This window comes from Amycolatopsis sp. NPDC051758 (assembly GCF_044453095.1).
Lineage (GTDB): Bacteria > Actinomycetota > Actinomycetes > Mycobacteriales > Pseudonocardiaceae > Amycolatopsis.
On sequence record NZ_JBITCJ010000003.1, the window covers coordinates 144,348 to 163,136 of the forward strand.

At 70.4% G+C, this 18,789-nt stretch carries 19 protein-coding genes; 6 read left to right on the top strand and 13 right to left on the bottom strand.

Annotation, left to right across the window (positions count from 1 at the left end; all coding sequences use genetic code 11):
- Positions 1-10: 10 nt before the first annotated feature.
- The 3 genes from cysD to ACIA5G_RS16030 all read left to right on the top strand — a co-directional run bounded on the left by cysD (position 11) and on the right by ACIA5G_RS16030 (position 3,372).
- On the top strand, positions 11-943 hold the full coding sequence (gene cysD, locus ACIA5G_RS16020) for a sulfate adenylyltransferase subunit CysD (RefSeq protein WP_395923670.1): 933 nt from the start codon (positions 11-13) through the stop codon (positions 941-943).
- Positions 943-2,754 (top strand): adenylyl-sulfate kinase, encoded by a 1,812-nt coding sequence (cysC, locus tag ACIA5G_RS16025; protein WP_395923671.1) that lies wholly within the window; start codon positions 943-945, stop codon positions 2,752-2,754. Before cysD ends, cysC begins: the two co-directional genes overlap by 1 nt.
- 90 nt (positions 2,755-2,844) lie before the next feature.
- Positions 2,845-3,372 (top strand): hypothetical protein, encoded by a 528-nt coding sequence (locus tag ACIA5G_RS16030; RefSeq protein ID WP_395923672.1) that lies wholly within the window; start codon positions 2,845-2,847, stop codon positions 3,370-3,372.
- Positions 3,373-3,378: 6 nt separating this feature from the next.
- Here the strand turns inward: ACIA5G_RS16030 and ACIA5G_RS16035 are convergent, their stop codons facing one another.
- The 4 genes from ACIA5G_RS16035 to ACIA5G_RS16050 all read right to left on the bottom strand — a co-directional run bounded on the left by ACIA5G_RS16035 (position 3,379) and on the right by ACIA5G_RS16050 (position 6,638).
- Positions 3,379-4,089 carry a class I SAM-dependent methyltransferase gene (locus ACIA5G_RS16035; protein WP_395923673.1) on the bottom strand — a complete coding sequence of 237 codons (711 nt, stop codon included), beginning with the start codon at positions 4,087-4,089 and terminating at the stop codon, positions 3,379-3,381.
- 19 nt (positions 4,090-4,108) lie between these two features.
- On the bottom strand, positions 4,109-4,756 hold the full coding sequence (locus ACIA5G_RS16040) for a response regulator (protein ID WP_395923674.1): 648 nt from the start codon (positions 4,754-4,756) through the stop codon (positions 4,109-4,111).
- Positions 4,753-5,979 carry a sensor histidine kinase gene (locus ACIA5G_RS16045; RefSeq protein ID WP_395923675.1) on the bottom strand — a complete coding sequence of 409 codons (1,227 nt, stop codon included), beginning with the start codon at positions 5,977-5,979 and terminating at the stop codon, positions 4,753-4,755. Before ACIA5G_RS16045 ends, ACIA5G_RS16040 begins: the two co-directional genes overlap by 4 nt.
- 116 nt (positions 5,980-6,095) lie before the next feature.
- The gene (locus tag ACIA5G_RS16050; protein WP_395923676.1) at positions 6,096-6,638 is read right to left on the bottom strand and encodes a snapalysin family zinc-dependent metalloprotease; all 543 of its coding nucleotides are present in this window, start codon (positions 6,636-6,638) and stop codon (positions 6,096-6,098) included.
- 169 nt (positions 6,639-6,807) lie between these two features.
- Here ACIA5G_RS16050 and ACIA5G_RS16055 point away from each other — a divergent pair, with 169 nt between their 5' ends.
- The gene (locus ACIA5G_RS16055; RefSeq protein ID WP_395923677.1) at positions 6,808-8,754 is read left to right on the top strand and encodes an ABC1 kinase family protein; all 1,947 of its coding nucleotides are present in this window, start codon (positions 6,808-6,810) and stop codon (positions 8,752-8,754) included.
- Here the strand turns inward: ACIA5G_RS16055 and lepB are convergent.
- Together lepB and ACIA5G_RS16065 are read right to left on the bottom strand one after the other, a co-directional pair.
- The gene (lepB, locus tag ACIA5G_RS16060) at positions 8,678-9,427 is read right to left on the bottom strand and encodes a signal peptidase I (RefSeq protein ID WP_395923678.1); all 750 of its coding nucleotides are present in this window, start codon (positions 9,425-9,427) and stop codon (positions 8,678-8,680) included. The genes ACIA5G_RS16055 and lepB overlap by 77 nt on opposite strands.
- A 38-nt stretch (positions 9,428-9,465) precedes the next feature.
- A complete protein-coding gene (locus ACIA5G_RS16065; RefSeq protein ID WP_395923679.1) occupies positions 9,466-9,798 on the bottom strand; it encodes a YnfA family protein in 333 nt (110 codons plus the stop codon).
- Positions 9,799-9,815: 17 nt separating this feature from the next.
- Here ACIA5G_RS16065 and ACIA5G_RS16070 point away from each other — a divergent pair, with 17 nt between their 5' ends.
- The gene (locus ACIA5G_RS16070) at positions 9,816-10,610 is read left to right on the top strand and encodes a DUF4184 family protein (protein WP_395923680.1); all 795 of its coding nucleotides are present in this window, start codon (positions 9,816-9,818) and stop codon (positions 10,608-10,610) included.
- Here ACIA5G_RS16070 and ACIA5G_RS16075 read toward each other — a convergent pair.
- Genes ACIA5G_RS16075 through ACIA5G_RS16105 form a run of 7 tightly spaced genes read right to left on the bottom strand, consistent with a single transcriptional unit; the run spans position 10,600 to position 16,976 of the window.
- Entirely contained in the window at positions 10,600-10,995 is a 396-nt protein-coding gene (locus ACIA5G_RS16075; protein ID WP_395923681.1) for a metal-sulfur cluster assembly factor, read from the bottom strand. The genes ACIA5G_RS16070 and ACIA5G_RS16075 overlap by 11 nt on opposite strands.
- Positions 10,992-11,441, bottom strand: coding sequence for a Fe-S cluster assembly sulfur transfer protein SufU (sufU, locus tag ACIA5G_RS16080; RefSeq protein WP_395923682.1), 450 nt, complete (start codon positions 11,439-11,441; stop codon positions 10,992-10,994). Before sufU ends, ACIA5G_RS16075 begins: the two co-directional genes overlap by 4 nt.
- Positions 11,438-12,727, bottom strand: coding sequence for a cysteine desulfurase (locus tag ACIA5G_RS16085; protein WP_395923683.1), 1,290 nt, complete (start codon positions 12,725-12,727; stop codon positions 11,438-11,440). The genes sufU and ACIA5G_RS16085 overlap by 4 nt, the downstream gene beginning before the upstream one ends.
- A gap of 48 nt (positions 12,728-12,775) precedes the next feature.
- Positions 12,776-13,546, bottom strand: coding sequence for a Fe-S cluster assembly ATPase SufC (gene sufC, locus ACIA5G_RS16090; RefSeq protein WP_395923684.1), 771 nt, complete (start codon positions 13,544-13,546; stop codon positions 12,776-12,778).
- A 33-nt stretch (positions 13,547-13,579) separates the two neighbouring features.
- Entirely contained in the window at positions 13,580-14,752 is a 1,173-nt protein-coding gene (gene sufD, locus ACIA5G_RS16095; RefSeq protein WP_323330378.1) for a Fe-S cluster assembly protein SufD, read from the bottom strand.
- Positions 14,753-14,754: 2 nt separating this feature from the next.
- Positions 14,755-16,203, bottom strand: a complete 1,449-nt coding sequence (gene sufB / locus ACIA5G_RS16100) for a Fe-S cluster assembly protein SufB (RefSeq protein WP_364517506.1) — start codon at positions 16,201-16,203, stop codon at positions 14,755-14,757.
- Entirely contained in the window at positions 16,200-16,976 is a 777-nt protein-coding gene (locus ACIA5G_RS16105) for a helix-turn-helix transcriptional regulator (RefSeq protein ID WP_395924903.1), read from the bottom strand. The genes sufB and ACIA5G_RS16105 overlap by 4 nt, the downstream gene beginning before the upstream one ends.
- Before the next feature lie 180 nt (positions 16,977-17,156).
- Here ACIA5G_RS16105 and mptB point away from each other — a divergent pair, with 180 nt between their 5' ends.
- Positions 17,157-18,788: a polyprenol phosphomannose-dependent alpha 1,6 mannosyltransferase MptB gene (gene mptB / locus ACIA5G_RS16110; RefSeq protein WP_395924905.1), complete on the top strand. Its 1,632-nt coding sequence runs from the start codon at positions 17,157-17,159 to the stop codon at positions 18,786-18,788.
- Position 18,789 lies beyond the last annotated feature (1 nt).

Genomic DNA, 18,789 nt, shown 5'->3' on the forward strand with positions numbered 1-18,789 from the left:
TGACAAGAACATGTTCTACTTTTTTCCGGTGTCCGTGACCTCGTACGAGCTCTCGCACCTGGCCGCGCTCGAAGCGGAGGCGGTGCACGTCTTCCGTGAGGTCGCGGCGACCTTCGAACGCCCGGTCCTGCTGTTCTCCGGCGGCAAGGACTCGGTGGTGATGCTGCACGCCGCCGCCAAGGCGTTCTGGCCGGCGCCCCTGCCGTTCCCGGTGCTGCACGTCGACACCGGCCACAACTTCGACGAGGTGCTGCGCTTCCGCGACGAGACCGTCGCCTCCCTCGGCCTGCGGCTGCACGTCGCGAGCGTGCAGGACGACCTCGACGCCGGCCGCGTCGTCGAGGAGACCGGGCCGGGAGCCAGCCGCAACCGGCTCCAGACGGTCACGCTGCTGAGGGCGATCCGCGAAGGCGGCTTCGACGCGGTGTTCGGCGGCGCCCGCCGCGACGAGGAGAAGGCCCGCGCGAAGGAGCGCGTCTTCAGCTTCCGCGACGAGCACGGCCAGTGGGACCCGCGGGCGCAGCGCCCGGAGCTGTGGAACCTCTACAACGGGCGGCACCGGCGCGGTGAGCACATCCGCGTCTTCCCGCTGTCGAACTGGACCGAGCTGGACATCTGGCAGTACATCCGCGACGAGCGGATCGCGCTGCCGCCGCTCTACTACGCGCACCGCCGGCCGGTGGTCCAGCGCGACGGCATGCTGCTGGCCGCCACCCGCTTTCTGTCCCTTGTGGACGGGGAGACACCGTACGAGGCGACTGTGCGCTTCCGGACCGTCGGCGACGCGACCTGCACCGGCTGCGTCGAATCGGCGGCGGCGACACCGTCCGAAGTGGTCGCCGAGGTGGCCGCGACGCGCGTCACCGAACGCGGTGCGACGCGGGCGGACGACCGGATTTCCGAAGCAGGCATGGAAGATCGCAAGCGGGAAGGCTACTTCTGATGCAGCTGCTGAGGATCGCCACCGCCGGCAGTGTGGACGACGGGAAGTCCACGTTGATCGGGCGGCTGCTGTTCGACTCGAAGGCGATCTTCACCGACCAGCTCGCCGCCGTCGAACGCGCCAGCCGGGACCGCGGCGAGGACTACCCGGACCTGGCGCTGCTCACCGACGGCCTGCGCGCCGAACGTGAGCAGGGCATCACCATCGACGTCGCGCACCGCTACTTCGCCACGCCCAAGCGGAAGTTCATCATCGCGGACACGCCGGGGCACCTGCAGTACACGCGGAACATGGTGACCGGCGCGTCGACGGCCGACCTGGCACTGGTGCTCGTCGACGCGCGCAAGGGTGTGCTGGAGCAGTCGCGGCGGCACGCGTTCCTCGCGTCGCTGCTCGGGATCGGGCACCTCGTGGTTTGTGTGAACAAGATGGACCTGGTCGGCTGGTCGCAGGAGCGGTTCGACGAGATCCGCGAGGACTTCCGCCGGTTCGCGATGAAACTGGACGTCGCCGACCTGACGTTCGTGCCGGTTTCGGCACTGCACGGCGACAACGTCGTCCACCGCAGCGCCAGCATGCCCTGGTACGAAGGGACTTCGCTGCTGCACCAGCTGGAAGAGGTGCACGTCGCCTCCGACCGGAACCTCATCGACGCGCGGTTCCCGGTGCAGTACGTGATCCGCCGGTCGGACTTCCGCGGTTACGCGGGCACGATCGCCGGCGGGGTGTTCAAGCCGGGTGACGAGGTCGTGGCGCTGCCGTCGGGGATCACCTCCACGGTGCGCGCGGTGTGGGGGCCGGGCGGGACGCCGCTTTCGGAAGCCTTCACCGGGCAGGCGGTGGCGGTCGAACTGGCCGACGACCTGGATCTGGGGCGGGGCGCGATGCTGTGCCGCCCGGGCAACCGCGCCGAGTCGGCCCGCGAGGTCGACGCGCTGGTGTGCTGGTTCTCCCCGCGGGCTTCCTTGACACCGGGCTCTTCCTACGTCGTCCGGCACACGACCACCGAGACGCGGGGTTCGATCGAGCGGCTGGAGTACCGCCTCGACGTCACGACGCTGCACCGTGACTCCGCGGAGTCGCTGTCCCTGAACGACATCGGCCGGATCCGGCTGCGCACCCGCACGCCGCTGCTGTTCGACCCGTACCGCCGCAACCGCGCCACCGGCGGCTTCCTGCTGGTCGACGAACACACCGGCGACACGGTCGCGGCGGGCATGATCACCGGCGCGGTGGCGTCCCCGGTCGTCTGGCACACCGCGGCCGTCCGGCGCGAGGACCGCCCGACCCGCGGCGCGACGGTGTGGCTCACCGGGCTCTCGGCGTCGGGCAAGTCGTCGGTGGCGGTCGAGCTGGAGCGCCGGCTGGTCGCGGCGGGCCGCCCGGCCTACCTCTTGGACGGCGACAACCTGCGCCACGGTTTGAATGCGGGGCTGGGGTTCAGCCCGGAGGACCGCGCGGAGAACGTCCGGCGGGTCGCGGAGGTGGCGCGCCTGTTCGCGGACGCCGGCGTGGTGGCCATCGCGTCCCTGATCAGCCCGTATGCGGCGGACCGCGCTTCGGCGCGAGCGATCTCCGGGGATCTGCCGTTCGTGGAGATCTTCGTGGACACGCCCCTGGAAATGTGCGAGGCGCGCGATCCCAAGGGGATGTACGCAAAGGCGCGGGCGGGCGAGATCCAGGGGTTCACCGGGATCGACGCGCCGTACGAGCGGCCGTCGTCACCCGATCTGGTGCTGCGACCGGCCGACGGCGATCCGGCGGCGATGGCGGCGGCGATCGAGGCCGTCCTCGACCGGAACGTGTCCTGAAGCGGCCAGTGACGCCGGAAGCATGTGCGTCACAGTCCGGTTTGTGGTCTGATACGTCCGCTAACCGGGGTGCTGTCGAGGGGAAATGCAGTGAGAAGCGTGGTTTGGTGGTCGATCGGCCTGCTGTTCGGGCTGAGCCTGGTGTCACTCGGCCTGTTCGGGACCGGCGACCCCAACTCCAAGGTGCTGTGCGGCAGCGAAGAGATGCAGCCGGGGCAGACCTGCGAGAGGACCTCGTACGGCCAGAAGAGCAGCGAGACCTACGAAGAGAAGCGCCAGGAATCGATCGACAGCGCGAACACCTTCAACAACGGTGGGCGGTGGGTCACCTTCGGGATCGGCGCGGGGATCGGGGCCTTGTGCGGCTGGCGGCTGGTCATCGCGATCCGGCGCCGGGCCGGCCAGGGATCGGGCCCGGTTGCCCAGCCCGTGTTCGCGCAGCAGCAGCCTGGCTTCGCGCCGCCGCCGGGATACGCGCCGCAGGGATACCCGCAGCAGCCGGGATTCCAGCACCAGTCCGGATTCCCGCAGCAGCAGCCGGGATTCCCGCCGCCGCAGGGGTTTCAGCAACCACCACCGCCGGGGTACCAGCCGCCGCGCGGGCCGTACCAGCAGTAGCAGCGCCTAGCCGGCTTCGAGGACGAAGAACAGGAAGCTCGGGAAGGTGTCGAGGAGCTCGAAGTCGTCGGGGAACAGCTCACGGGCTTCCGCAGTGGGGTGGGGCTCGCCGATGACGGAGATCCGGAAGCCCGCCTCGGTGAAGGCGTCGGTCATCGCGTGCAGCGGCCGGTTCCAGAAGGTCATCCGAGCGGTCCGGCCGTGCATCTCGAATTCGTCGGTCCAGGTGTACTGCTCGAAGTAGTCGGGCCGGGGCCCGGCCTGGCGATGCGTGAGGTTGACCATGAAGGGGTGGTTGACCGAGGCGATGAGCCGGCCACCGGTCTTGAGCACCCGCCGCAGCTCGGCGAGGGTCGGCTTCCAGTCTTCCAAGTAGTGCAGCACCAGGGACGCGATGACGTCGTCGAACGCGTCGTCGGGGAAGGGCAGCGGCTCGGCGAGATCGGCAACCCGCAGATCCGCGTCGGCGCCGAGCCGCCGCCGGGCCAGCTCCAGCATCCCGGCGCTCTGGTCGATGCCGGACACCACCGCACCCCGGTCACGCAGCGCCGCGAACAGCGGGCCCGCGCCACAGCCGGCGTCGAGGATCCGCCGTCCGGCCACGTCGCCGGCGAGCTCCAGCGTCGCGGGCCGTTCGTAGTGGGCGTTCATGAGGCTGGTCTCGTTCTCGGCGGTGTACGCCTCGGCGAATTCGTCGTAACGGGCACCGGGAGTCATACGGCCCATCCTGCCCGAGCTAACCCGCCGGCGTCACGAAGCCCGAGTCGTACGCGCGGATCACCGCCTGGGTGCGGTCGCGCGCGCCCAGCTTCGCCAGCACGTTGCCCACGTGGGTCTTCACCGTCTGGATCCCCAGGTACAGCTCGCCCGCGATCTCCACATTGGACAGTCCGGCCGCCATCAGCCGCAGCACTTCGCGCTCTCGTTCGGTCAGGTTGGCGCCGGCCAAGCCGTCACCGGAAGGCGGGTGCTGGGCCGCGAGGCGGCGGATCGCCGCCGGGAAGAGCAGCGACTCGCCCGTCACCACCGTCCGGATCGCCGCGACGATCTCCTCCGGGCGCGCCCGCTTGAGCAGGAACCCGCTGGCCCCGGCGACAAGAGCGTCGTAGACGTAGTCGTCGTTCTCGAAGGTGGTCACCACGATCACCTTCGGCGGCTCGTCCACAGTGGACATCAGGTGGGTGGTGGCCCGGATGCCGTCCACCGCGGGCATCCGCACGTCCATCAGCACGACGTCCGGGCGCAGCCGGGCCACCAGCCCGGGCACCTCGGCGCCGTCGGCGGCCTCGCCGAGCACGCTCAGGTCGTCCTCGCTGTTGATGATCGCCCGCAGTCCGGCGCGGATCAGCGGCTCGTCGTCGACCAGCAGCACCCCGACGCTCATCGCCCGCTCCCCCACGGCACCCGCACCACGACCTCCCACCGCTCGTCCACCCGCCCGGCCGACACCTCGCCGCCGAGCACCGCGACCCGCTCGGTCACGCCACGCAGGCCACGGCCGCCGCCGGCGCGGCCCGTGCCGCTGCCCAGCGGGTTCACGACCCGCGCGAGGAGCCCGTGCGCCGCGACGTCGACGAGCACCGTCACCGGGACCCTACCGGCGTGGCGCACCGCGTTGGTCAGGCATTCCTGCAGGATCCGGTACACCTCGCGGGAGACCACCGGCGGCACGGCGGCCAGGTCACCACCGATGTCGGCGGTGACCTCGGTGCCGGCCAGGCGGGTGGTCGTGAGCAGGTTCTCCAGCTCGGTCAGCATCGGCTGCGGCGTCCGGCCGGCCGCCTCCTCGCGCAGCAGCCCGAGCACGTGGTCGAGGTCGTCGAGCGCCGTGCGGGCCGACTCCTCGATGGCGCCCAGCGCGCGCTCGGTGAAGTCCGGGTCGGTGCGCAAGGTCCGCCGGGCCGCGCCGGCCTGCACGGTGACGACGCTCAGCGCGTGCCCCACCGAGTCGTGCAGCTCCCGGGCGAGCCGGTTGCGCTCGGCGAGCAGCTCGGTCCGCCGTTCCAGCCGCGCGATCCGATCGGCGGCGGTCATCCCGAGCAACCCGGCCGCGGCCCGGCGCAGCAGCCCGCCGACCGCCCAGACGGCGTAGATCAGCAGCACCGCGCCGAAGATGAAGACCACCGGGAGCCACGCGGACGCCCACCCGGTCGGCACGGTGACGTCGCCGCCGTCGGTGGTCTGGAAGAAGTACCCGGTGAACACGGCACTGACCGAGAGCCCGATCATGACCGGGGCGACGAGGCTGAAGAAGCTGACGACGAACCCGGCGACCACGTGCAGCACGAACATCGTCGCGGCGTGCAGCCGGCCCTGCCGGGTGTGCGGCTTCGCGGGCGCGTCCGGCACCGGGTCGTCCAGCAGCTCACGGATCGCGGTGGACTCGAGCACGTGCACGGCGGGCAGGAACGCGGTGCCGGCCAGGACGAGCAGGGTGAGCAGGCCACCGATCACGGTCGCCCGCTCCAGCGTGGTGACGAACGGCAGCAGCGACGGCACGGCGATCGCGGAGAACAGCAGGTAGGGCACGCTGATGGCGCCGCCGAGAACGAGGTAGACCCAGCGGCGGTAGGTCGCCTTGCTCGTCAGCGGCCGGAGTACGCGCACCGGTCGATCTTCGCAGGCGGACGGGGTGGGCGCCTCCCTCCCGCGGTGGAGCGCCCCAATGTGGCGTTCGGTGCATCCCACGCACCCAACGCCACATTGGGGCGTTTGGGCCGGGTCTAGTAGGCGACCGCGCGGGTTTCAGCCGTCCGCGCCGTGAAGCCGTTCACCCACAAGGACTGCACCTTCGCCGCCTCCGCCGCCGAAGGCTTTGCGTTCTTGCACGCCGTGCCCGGGCCGTGGCCGGACATCAGCTCGGTGCACGGTCCGGTGTAGTGGTCGGGCAGCCCGAGGTTGTGGCCGAGCTCGTGGGCCGCGATCCGGGTCGGGTCGAAACCCTCGGCGACCTGGCTGGTGTCGAGGTAGATGTCGCCTCGGCCGTGCCCGTTGGTGTTCGTGTACGAGCCGCCGCTGTGGATCTCGTGGAACACGATCGTGGCGCCCGAGCTGCGCTTCACCAGCTTCACGTCGGTGACCGCCGCATTCCAGTTGGCCGCGCCGCCGTCGATCTGGGTGACGTAGTCCGGCGCACCCGAAGAGCTGTAGTACAGCGTCGTGACGGCGGCCGCCGAAGCGGCGGGAGCGACGGCGAGGCCCAGGCCCAGCGGGGCCGCGACAGCCGTGGCCAGCGCCACGACCCGGCCGATCACGCGTCTGTTCATCGTGTCTCCTTCGTCCGGTTTAGAGAACACTTCACCGTGGTTCGCGCGATCAGGTTAGAAGTCCACCGCAACACCGGGCCACGGCCGAAAGTAGCTCCCTCGCGGGAGGGAGCCCGGTCCCGCCGCTGCGTGAGCCGGCCGCCCCGGCCGCCGTGGTCTGCTTCCCGGCGTGGACATCCTGCTGGGCCTGCTGACCCTCCCCCTGTACGCACTGGTGCTGTGGCCGCTCGTGGTCGCGTCACGCCGGGTGCTCGGCGTCCGGATCGGCGCCGTCCGCGCGTTGTGCGCCGCCGGGTTCGGCTGGCTCGTCGCGGGCGGCATCGCACAGGCGTTCCCGGTTTCCCTGCTGCACAACGGCGGCGCGGCGCTCGGCCTGCTCATCCCGTTGGCGGGCAGCGCTTTCCTCGCAACGCTGATCTTCCTCTTCGTCGCCGAGATGGCGATGCCGAGCGGCTCCAGCGTGCTCGGCCGCCTGCGGTCGGTGCGGGCCCGGCTCTCCCGCACCCGCCGGTACTCGCAGATCAGCCGGATCGCGATCAAGCACGGCCTCGGCCGCTACCTGGCCGGCCGCCGTGAGCCCGGCCTCGCGCCGGGACGCCACGCGAAGCTCGCCCGCTCCCTGCGCCGCGCCCTGGAGGAGGGCGGCGTGACGTTCGTGAAGCTCGGGCAGCTGCTCTCGACCCGCGCCGACCTGCTGCCGCCGGTGTTCGTCGACGAGCTCGGCAAACTGCAGGACCAGGTCGCGCCCGCGCGCGCCGAAGCCGTCTGGGCGGTGCTGGCGGCCGAGCTCGGCGGCTCGCCGGACGACGTCTTCGCCGAGTTCGACCCGGAACCGCTCGCCGCCGCGTCGGTCGCGCAGGTCTACCGGGCCCGGCTGCACAGCGGTGAGGAGGTCGTGGTCAAGGTCCAGCGCCCAGGGGTGCGCGAGCAGGCCGACCGCGACATCGACATCGTCCGGCGCGTCGCCGCGGCGCTGGAGGAACGGGCGGACTGGGCACGCTCCCTCGGCGTCGCCGAACTCGCCGACGGGTTTGCCGAAGCACTCGCCGAGGAGCTCGACTTCACCATCGAGGCACGCAACATCGCCGCCGTGGCCGCGACTTCCTGCCCGGACGTCGCCCTGCCGGTCGTCCACAAGGGACTGTCCACCGACCGGGTGCTGGTGATGTCCCGGCTGACCGGAAAGCCCCTGGAGACGGCGCCGCCGGCCGACCGCAAACGGCTCGCCCGGTCACTCCTGCGCTGCCTGCTCGACCAGGTGATGATCGGCGGCGTCTTCCACGCCGACCCGCACCCCGGCAACCTCATGCTCCTGGCGGACGGCCGCCTGGGACTGCTCGACTTCGGTTCGGTCGGCCGCCTCGACGCCGGGCTCCGCGGTGGGCTGCAGAACCTCGTGCTGGCCCTGGACCGCGGCGACCCGGCGGCCCTGCGCGACGGCCTCCTGGAGATCGTCGACCGCACCGACGAGATCGACGAGCTGCGCCTCGAACGCGCCCTCGGCGCCCTGGTCGCCCGGCACTTCGGCCCCGGCCGCACGCCCGGCCTCGACCTGTTCACCGGGCTGTTCCGGGTGGTCGCGGACTTCCGGCTGAGCGTGCCACCGCCGGTCGCCGCGGTGTTCCGGGCCCTGGCCACCGTGGAGGGCACCCTCGCGGCGCTCGACCCCGGGTTCGACGTGGTCGCCGAGTCCCGCGCGTTCGCCGTCGAAAAGGTCGGTGCCGGACTGCGGCCGGAGTCGTTGCGCCGCACCGCGGTCAACGAGCTGATGGCGCTGGTGCCGGTGCTGCGCCGGATCCCCCGCCGCGTCGACCGCATTGGCGCGGCCTTGGAGGAAGGCCGGCTGTCGGTGAACGTCCGGCTGTTCTCCGACGAGCGCGACCGCGACGTTGTCACCGGCCTGGTCCACGAGGTCCTGCTCGCCTTCGTCGGCGCGGCGACCGGCCTGATGGCGGTGCTCCTGCTGAGCGGCTCGGGCGGGCCGCGCATCGCGACGGACCTGACGCTGCACCAGGTGTTCGGCTACAACCTGCTGGTGATCAGTGCCTTGGTGGGACTGCGGCTGCTCTTCGTCGTCTTCCGGCGTTCCGGACGACGGTCACGATCGTCCCGATGAACCCGGCGACGAACAGCACGAACCCGCCGACGATCCACCACCGCAATCCGCTCAGCGTGGTGTCCTCGAACGGCGCGCCGGGCAGGCCGGCGTCGGTGAAGGCGGTGACGGGCGCCAGCGGACGAGGGGTGACCACGGTGCCGGTGGCGACGACGAACCCGACCACGCCGGACCGCGGCACCGGGCCGCTGAACCGCGAGTCGTCGGAGTTTCCGCGGTTGTCACCCTCGACGAAGATCGCGCCCTCGGGCACCTTGGCGGAGAACTGGAAGAGACCTTCGTAGCCGGGAGTGACGTAGGGCTCGGTGAGCGGCTTGCCGTTGACCGAGAGGTGGTCGTCGGTGCAGCAGGCGACCGTGTCCCCGGCGACCCCGACCACGCGGACGACGCTGATCCCTTCACCTCGCGGCTGGGCGTACGCACTCATGTCGATGGCGACGACGTCCCCGCGGTGCACCTCGTCGGCCTGGCGCACGACGAGCCGCTCCCCGGGCGCCAGGGTGGGGCGCATGTTCTCGCTCTGCAGCGCGTAGGCCTCGTACCCCAGCACCATCCGGCCGAAGCCGTACGCCCCGGCACCGACGCCGAGCAGCATCACGACGATCCACAGCGCGATGGCGCGGGACATCCGGCGGCGCGGCGGCGGGCCGGGCGGCGCGGGCGGAAAGGACATCTCGGTCACGATGATCTATCGGGCCACAGTGGACAGCGTTACCCCGTCCGGGGCGCGTACATGATCACGGCGACCCCGGCCAGGCACAGCAGCGCGCCGATCACGTCGTAGCGGTCCGGGCGGTAACCGTCCGCCACCATCCCCCAGGCCAGTGAACCCGCGACGAACACCCCGCCGTACGCCGCCAGGATGCGGCCGAAGTGGGCATCCGGCTGGAGCGTCGCCACGAAGCCGTACACGCCGAGCGCCAGCAGGCCGCCGCCGATCCAGAGCCAGCCGCGGTGTTCGCGGATGCCCTGCCAGATCAGCCACGCGCCGCCGATCTCGCACACCGCCGCGGCCAGGAACAGGAGGATCGACCGCAGGACCACCCCGGGATACTAACTCCGTGCCGTTCACGCTGAGTCATCCCGCCGCCGTGCTCCCGCTGGCGAGACGACCGCTGGTGCCCTCCGCGCTCGTCGCCGGGTCGGTCGCGCCGGACGTCTTCTGGTTCGTGCCGCGGCTGCCCGGCGTCGGCCTGACCAAAACCCACGAACTGACCTCGGTCCTCTGGCTCGACCCGCTCATCGCGCTCGTCCTGCTGGCGGTCTTCCAGATCGTCCTGAAGCGTCCCCTGCTGGCTCTGTCCCCGAAACCCCTGGCCGAACGGCTCCCCCGCCACTTCAGCTGGAAACGGCCGGGCTGGATCGCGCTGTCGCTGGTCCTCGGGGCTGCCACGCACGTCGGCTGGGACGCCTTCACCCACGAGAACGACGGGTTCGCGTTCCTGCGGACCCCGCTCGTCACCGGGGTGGACGTCGGCCGGCTGATCCAGCTGGTCAGCACGATCGCCGGGGCCGGGATCCTCGCGTGGTGGCTCGTGCGCTGGTACCGCACGGCGCCCACCGAGCCGGCGCCGAGAGCCACCCGCCACCGCAAGCCGGTGGTGGCGATCCTCCTCATCGGAGCGCTGGCCGGCGTCCTGGCGCAGGTGCTGCCCTTCCTGGCCCACCACGACCCGATGACCCGCGCCGGCGTCGTCGGCAACACGACCTACCTCGCGGTCACCGGCGCCGGCAGCGGTTTCCTCGCCGCGCTCGTCCTGTACGCGCTGGCCTGGCACGCGCGGTATAGGTCGTTATACACAAAGCGGGCCACCTCGGAAGGTGACCCGCTCGATGCGAAAGAAGTCAGACGGTGAAGCCGAGGGCGCGCAGCTGCTCGCGGCCGTCCTCGGTGATCTTCTCCGGGCCCCACGGCGGCATCCAGACCCAGTTGATCCGGAAGTCCTGGACGAGGCCCCCCGACGTCAGCGCCGCCGACGTCTGGTCCTCGATGACGTCCGTCAGCGGGCAAGCCGCCGAGGTGAGCGTCATGTCGATGGTCGCGGTGTTGTCCGGCTCGACGCGGATGTCGTAGACGAGGCCGAGGTCGACGACGTTGATGCCGAGCTCCGGGTCGACAACGTCGCGCATGGCCTCCTCGACGTCCTCGAGCTTGGCGAGCTCGAGGTCCTGCGTCGCGGTGGTCTCCGCGTCGAGGTCGGCGGCGGTGCGCCCCTCACGAGTGGCGGTCTCTTCGGTCATGCTTTCTCAACTCCACTGGTGGTCCGGGCGACGGCGTCCTTGAAGGCCATCCAGCCGAGGAGGGCACACTTGACCCGCGCCGGGTACTTGGCGACGCCCGCAAAGGCGATGCCGTCCTCCAGCACTTCCTCGTCCGGTTCGACCTTTCCCTTGCCCTGCATCAGTTCGACGAACGCGTCCATGGTGGTGAACGCTTCCTCGAGGGTGTGCCCCACAACGAGATCCGTCAAGACCGACGTCGAGGCCTGGCTGATCGAGCAGCCCTGGCCGTCGTAGGAGACGTCGGCGACCTTCCCGTCGTCGAGCTTGACCCGCAGCGTCACCTCGTCGCCGCAGGTCGGGTTGACCTGGAACGACTCGGCGTCGAACGGGTCACGCAGGCCGCGCCCGTGCGGGTTCTTGTAGTGGTCCAGGATGATCTCCTGGTACATGCTCTCCAGGTTCACTGAGCCACCCCGAAGAACTTCTGGGCCTCGCGCACACCCGCTACCAGGGCGTCCACTTCGGACAGCGTGTTGTAGAGGTAGAACGACGCGCGCACGGTCGCCTGGGCGCCGCAGGCCCGGTGCAGCGGCCACGCGCAGTGGTGGCCGACGCGGACGGCGATGCCGAGGCTGTCGAGCACCTGGCCGGCGTCGTGCGGGTGCACCCCGTCGATCACGAACGACACCGTGGCGCCGCGGTCCTTCAGGTCGGTCGGCCCGACGATCCGGACGCCGGGGATGGCGCCGATGCCCTCGAGGGCGGCTGCGGCGAGCTCGTGCTCGTGCGCCGCGATCCGGTCCATGCCGATGGCCGAGAGGTAGTCGACGGCCGCGCCGAGGCCGATGGCCTGCGACGTCATCGGCACGCCCGCCTCGAACCGCTGCGGCGGCGGCGCGAAGGTCGAGCCCTCCATGCGGACCATCTCGATCATCGACCCGCCGGTGAGGAACGGCGGCATGGCCGACAGCAGTTCGGTGCGCCCGTAGAGCACGCCGATGCCGGACGGGCCGAGCATCTTGTGCCCGGAGAACACCGCGAAGTCGACACCCAGCGCGTGGAAGTCGACGGCGAAGTGGGGCACCGACTGGCAGGCGTCGAGCACGGTCAGCGCGCCGACGGCCTTGGCCTTCTCGACCAGCAGCGAGACCGGGTTGACCGTGCCGAGCACGTTCGACTGGTGCGCGAACGCGACGACCTTGGTCTTCGGGGTGATGAGCTCGTCCACATCGGACAGGTCGAGCCTGCCGCCGGTGGTCACCTTGAACCACTTCAGCGTGGCCCCGGTGCGCTGGCACAACTGCTGCCAGGGCACGAGGTTCGCGTGGTGCTCCATCTCGGTGATGACGATCTCGTCGCCCGGCCCGACCCGGAAGCGCTCGGCTTCCGGGCCGGCCGTGGCGGCGTTGCTCATCGAGTACGCGACGAGGTTGATGCCCTCGGTCGCGTTCTTGGTGAACACCAGTTCCTCGGGGTCGGCGCCGACGAACTCCGCGACCTTCGCGCGCGCGGACTCGTAGGCGTCGGTGGCCTCTTCGGACAGCTGGTGCGCACCGCGGTGGACAGCGGAGTTCGACGTGAAGACGTAGTCACGTTCCGCGTCGAAAACCGCGGTCGGGCGTTGCGAGGTCGCCCCGGAGTCCAGGTACACCAAGGGTTTCCCGTCGCGAACCGTGCGCGACAGGATCGGGAAGTCGGCGCGCAGCGCGGCGACGTCCAAGGGAACAGAGCTAGCCGAGGTGGTGGTCATCGGGCCGGCTCCTCTCTTTCTCTCGGTGTAGTCCTGGGGTGGGCAACGTCAGAGCGCGGCCGGCTCGGGCTTGCCGGCGTACTTGACGTAGCCGTGCTCCTCCAGCTCGTCCGCCAGCTCCTTGCCGCCCGACTCGACGATCTGGCCGCCGGCGAACACGTGCACGAAGTCCGGCGTGATGTGCCGCAGGATCCGGGTGTAGTGCGTGATCAGCATGACGCCGACCTCGCTCGATGCCTTGTAGGCGTTGACCCCCTCGGAGACGACGCGCAGGGCGTCGACGTCAAGACCGGAGTCGGTCTCGTCGAGGATGGCGAACTTCGGCTTGAGCAGCGCCAGCTGGAGGATCTCGTGGCGCTTCTTCTCGCCGCCGGAGAAGCCCTCGTTGACCGAGCGCTCGGCGAACTCCTGCGAGATCTCGAGCTTGCCCATCTCCTCCTTGACCTCCTTGACCCAGTGGCGCAGCTTGGGGGCCTCGCCACGGACCGCGGTGGCCGCGGTGCGGAGGAAGTTGGACATGGACACGCCGGGCACCTCGACGGGGTACTGCATGGCCAAGAACAGACCGGCCCGCGCGCGCTCGTCGACGCTCATCTCGAGGACGTTCTCGCCGTCGAGCAGCACCTCGCCGGAGGTCACCTGGTACTTCGGGTGACCGGCGATCGCGTAGGACAGGGTGGACTTGCCGGAGCCGTTGGGGCCCATGATCGCGTGCGTCTCGCCCGACTTGATCGTCAGGTTGACGCCCTTGAGGATCTCCTTGGCGCCTTCGTCGGTCTCGACGGAGGCGTGCAGGTCCTTGATTTCCAGGGTAGCCATTCTTCGTTTCCTAAAAGTCTGCGGTGGACGGCGTCAGGCGCCAACGGCTTCGAGCTCGGCCTCGATCGCGGCTTCGAGGCGCTCGCGCACCTCGGGGACGTCGATCTTCACCAGGATCTCGTGGAAGAACCCGCGCACGACCAAGCGTCGGGCGGCTTCTTCGGCGATCCCACGCGACTGGAGGTAGAACAACTGCTCGTCGTCGAACCTTCCCGTCGCGCTCGCGTGGCCGGCGCCTTCGATCTCGCCGGTCTCGATCTCCAGGTTCGGCACGGAGTCCGCGCGCGCACCCGGCGTGAGCACCAGGTTGCGGTTGAACTCGTAGGTGTCGGTGGCCTCGGCCGCGGCGCGGATCAGCACGTCGCCGATCCAGACCGTGTGCGCGCCCTCGCCCTGCAGCGCGCCCTTGTAGCCCACGCGCGACTTGCAGTTCGGCACCGCGTGGTCGACGAAGAGGCGGTGTTCCTGGTGCTGGCCGCCGTCGGCGAAGTAGACGCCGAGCATGTCGACGTCGCCGCCCTTGTCGGTGAAGGTCGCCGTCGGCGAGACGCGGACCAGGTCACCGCCGAGGGTGATCACGGTGTGCCGCAGCGCGGCGTCGCGGCCCAGCTTCAGGTGCTGCTCGGAGACGTGCACCGCGTCGTCGGCCCAGTCCTGGACGCTGACCACAGTGACCTTGGCGCCGTCGCCGATGACGAACTCGACGTTGTCGGCGTAGGTGCCGGAGCCGACGTGGTCGAGAACGACGACGGCTTCGGCGAACGCCTCGGCGCGGACCTGCAGGTGCCCGTAGGCGACCTGGTCCACCCCCGGGCCGTGGATGCGCAGCACGGACGGCTTGGACGCCTTCGTCTCCTTGGGCACCGTCACGACGGTGGCCTTGGTGAACGAGGAGTAGGCCTGCGCGGCGATGCGGTCGCTCGGCACGCCGGCCTGGCCGAGGCGGGAGTCGTCACGGCCGACGGTCTCGATGGTGAGTTCGGGGGCGGCGTCGGCTTCCAGCGTGATCTCGCCGGTCGCGGGCGCGCTGCCGTCGTGCAGGCCGCGCAGCCGCTTCATCGGCGTGAAGCGCCAGTTCTCCTCACGGCCGCCCGGGACCTCGAAGGCCTCGACGTCGTAGGAGGTGAAGCGCTCCGCACGGGAGGCCGCCGGAATGACGGCCCCCTCGCGAAGAGCTTCGGAAACGTTGTTCTCGGTAACCGACATGACTAGCCGACGGACCCTTCCATCTGGAGCTCGATCAGGCGGTTCAGCTCGAGCGCGTACTCCATCGGCAGCTCACGCGCGATGGGCTCGACGAACCCGCGCACGATCATCGCCATCGCCTCGGCCTCGTCGAGGCCGCGCGACATCAGGTAGAACAGTTGCTCTTCGCTGACCTTCGACACCGTGGCCTCGTGGCCCATGGACACCTCGTCGTTGCGGATGTCCACGTACGGGTACGTGTCCGACCGCGAGATGGTGTCCACCAGCAGCGCGTCGCAGACGACGCTGGAGCGCGAGTGGTGCGCGCGCTTCGCGACGCGGACCAGGCCGCGGTACGAGGTGCGGCCGCCGCCGCGCGCCACCGACTTCGACACGATCGTCGAGGAGGTGTACGGCGCGAGGTGCTCCATCTTGGCGCCCGCGTCCTGGTGCTGGCCCTCGCCCGCGAACGCGACCGAGAGGACCTCACCCTTGGCGTGCTCGCCCATGAGGAAGACCGACGGGTACTTCATGGTCACCTTGGAACCGATGTTGCCGTCGATCCATTCCATGGTCGCGCCCTCTTCGCACTTGGCGCGCTTGGTGACCAGGTTGTAGACGTTGTTCGACCAGTTCTGGATGGTCGTGTAGCGGCAGCGGGCGCCCTTCTTGACGATGATCTCCACGACCGCCGAGTGCAGCGAGTCGGACTGGTAGATCGGCGCCGTGCAGCCCTCGACGTAGTGCACGTAGGCGTCTTCGTCGACGATGATCAGGGTGCGCTCGAACTGGCCCATGTTCTCGGTGTTGATCCGGAAGTAGGCCTGCAGCGGGATGTCCACCTTGACGCCCTTGGGCACGTAGATGAACGAGCCGCCGGACCACACCGCCGTGTTCAGCGCGGAGAACTTGTTGTCGCCGGCCGGGATGACCGAACCGAAGTACTCCTCGAACAGCTCCGGCTGCTCGCGCAGCGCGGTGTCGGTGTCCAGGAAGAGCACGCCCTGCTTCTCGAGGTCCTCGCGGATCGAGTGGTAGACGACCTCGGACTCGTACTGGGCCGCGACACCGGCGACGAGGCGCTGCTTCTCCGCCTCGGGGATGCCGAGCTTGTCGTACGTGTTCTTGATGTCTTCGGGCAGGTCTTCCCAGCTCGCAGCCTGCTTCTCGCTGGAGCGGACGAAGTACTTGATGTTGTCGAAGTCGATCCCGGAGAGGTCGGCCCCCCAGTTGGGCATGGGCTTCTTCTCGAAGAGCTTGAGCGCCTTCAGTCGCGCTTCGCGCATCCACTCCGGTTCGGACTTCTTCCCGGAGATGTCGGTGACGACATCTTCGTTAAGCCCGCGACGGGCGCTGGCGCCCGCCTCGTCGGAGTCGGCCCAGCCGAACGCGTACTTGCCCAGGGACTCGATGGTCTCTTCCTGGCTCAAGGGCGCGGTGGTGGGAGTGCGCTGCTCGGCAGCGGCAGTCATGCGGGTTTCCCTCCATTCGGGATCCGTGCTGTGCGCCCAGAGGGCACCGTGCTGACCGGCTCGGGATGGGCCGGCTGACCCGCCGAAGCGGGTACGTGGGTGGTGCACGCGGAGTCTCCGCGCGCGATGGTCGCCAGCCGCTGGACGTGGGTGCCCAGCAGCTTCGCGAACGCCTCCGTCTCGGCCTCGCACAGCTGCGGGAACTCCGCGGCCACGTGGGCGACCGGACAGTGGTGCTGGCAGAGCTGCGCGCCGACGGTTTGACCGGGTGTCGGAGCGCCGACCTGACGGGTCGACGCAGCGTAGCCTTCCCTGCTCAGGGCGGTCGCGAGGGCCTCGGCGCGCGCCGCCGGATCACTCGATCCAGTGATCGCGGAGCGGTGTGGCCCGACGAGCTTCTCGATGCGCTGCTCGGCGAAGGCGCGTACGGCGTCTTCACCGGCGTGCTCGGCGAGGAAGCGGATCGCGGACACGGCCAGGTCGTCGTAGGCGTGCCCGAAGCGGGCGCGGCCGGACTCGGTCAGCAGGAAGAGCTTGGCCGGACGACCCCGACCTCGGGGTCCACGGCGCGACGCGTCACGCGTTTCGGCTTCGCCATCCGCAAGAAGCGCGTCCAAGTGCCTGCGGACCGCCGCCGGGCTGATCCCGAGCTGCTCGGCGACCACGACGGCGGTCATGGGACCCTGTTCCAGGAGCAGCCGGGCGACCTCGTTACGGGTCTTGCCCTCGGCGCTGACCTGCGACGGGACAGCGTTGATCAGGGCACGCGGCATGTCGCCGCCCGCCTGGTCACCCGCCTCCGTCTTTTTCACAACACAAGTGTGTCTTATTTCCCGGCGGTCGGCAAAGGCGGGGTGTCGGGCAGTGACCCGACTCACTCCGGGGCGGCCCGATACCCTGCACGCGTGGCAGTGGGTGAACTGGGAGAACATCCTGGGCAGCAGGAGCAGCAGGTGGCACGGCTCGAAACCGGGAGTGCGCACCCTGTGACGCTTTCGCCCGTCCACCCGCGCGAAGCGCTCCCGCTGGAGGCCGACGAGCAGCGCGGGCTGAACGTGGTCCGCCGGTTCGGCACGATCGGGTCGCTCTTCCTCGCGCTCGGCTCCCTCGGCGCCGGCGCCGCCCCGGTGATCAACCCGGTGCAGGAGATCCCGGTGCTGCGGCTGTTCACCCGGATCCCGACGGTCTCGCTGGCCATCGCCATCTCCGGGATGGGCATCCTGGTGCTGAGCTGGCTGATGCTCGGCAAGTTCGCCCGGCCCGACCGCGCCCGGCTCGCGTCGCAGGGCCAGCTAGCGCGCACCATCGCGCTGTGGGTGCTGCCGCTGCTGGTCATCCCGCCGCTGTTCTCCCGCGACGTCTACAGCTACCTCGCGCAGAGCGAGATCGTGCACCGCGGGATGGACCCGTACGTCCTCGGCCCGGCGCAGGCCCTCGGCGTCGCCGACCCGTACACCGCGGGGGTGTCGAACATGTGGCGCGAGACGCCGGCGCCGTACGGGCCGCTGGTGCTGCGCCTCGGCGGCTGGCTCGCCCCGCTCGCCGGGAACAGCATCGCGGTCGGCGTGCTGCTGCAGCGCGTGCTGGCGCTGGCCGGCGTGGTCCTGATCGTCTGGGCCCTGCCGCGGCTGGCCCGCCGGTTCGGCGTCCAGCCCGCGACCGCGCTGTGGCTCGGCGCCCTGAACCCGCTGCTGATCTTCCACTTCGTCGCCGGCGCCCACAACGACGCGCTCGCCGTCGGCCTGATGCTCGCCGGGCTGGAGGTGGGCATCCGGCGGCTGCCGATCCGGGTCAAGGGCGACACACCACCCCCGCTGGCCCGGGGCGAGCTGCTCTACATCGGCCTGGGCGTCGCGATCATCACGCTCGGCGTCGCGGTGAAGCTGCCCGCCGTGTTCGCGCTGCCGTTCTTCGCCGTGATGGTCGCGCGGCGCTGGCACGGCCGGCTCAAGGACCTGTTCCTGGCCGGGGCGCCGATGGCGGCGTGGTTCGGGGTCGTGCTGGTCGCCGTCTGCTTCGGCACCGGACTCGGCTTCGGCTGGGTGGGTGCGACGTTCAACACGCCCGGGCTCGTCCGGTCGTGGATCTCCCCCACCGCCGAGCTCGCCAACCTCTCCGGTGTGCTCGGCATCGCGCTCGGGCTGGGCAACCACACCAACGGCCTGGTGCCGATCCTCGGCGCGCTCGGTTACCTCGTCGCCGTCGCGATCACCTTCAAGTTCCTCTGGGACAGCTTCAAGTGGCGCTACCGGCCGATCATCGGCCTCGGCGTCTCGCTGGGCGCGGTGATGATCCTGCAGATCAACCTGCAGCCCTGGTACGTGCTGTGGGCGGTGATCCCGCTCGCCGCAGCCGCCGGGACGTCCCGGTTCCGGGTGGCCGCGACGGTGCTGTCCGCCGCCCTGCCGTTCCTGCTGCCGCCGACCGGCAGCACCTTCGACGGCCGCCCGTACGTGCTGCCGTTCGCCTACGTCGCGGCGATCGTCGTGTGCGGCGCGGGAATGCTGATCGTGCGGCGGCTGGCTCCCGTGTTGCTCTCCAGGCCGTCCCCGCGGCTGCCCGCGCATGCCGACGCCGTATCGTGAC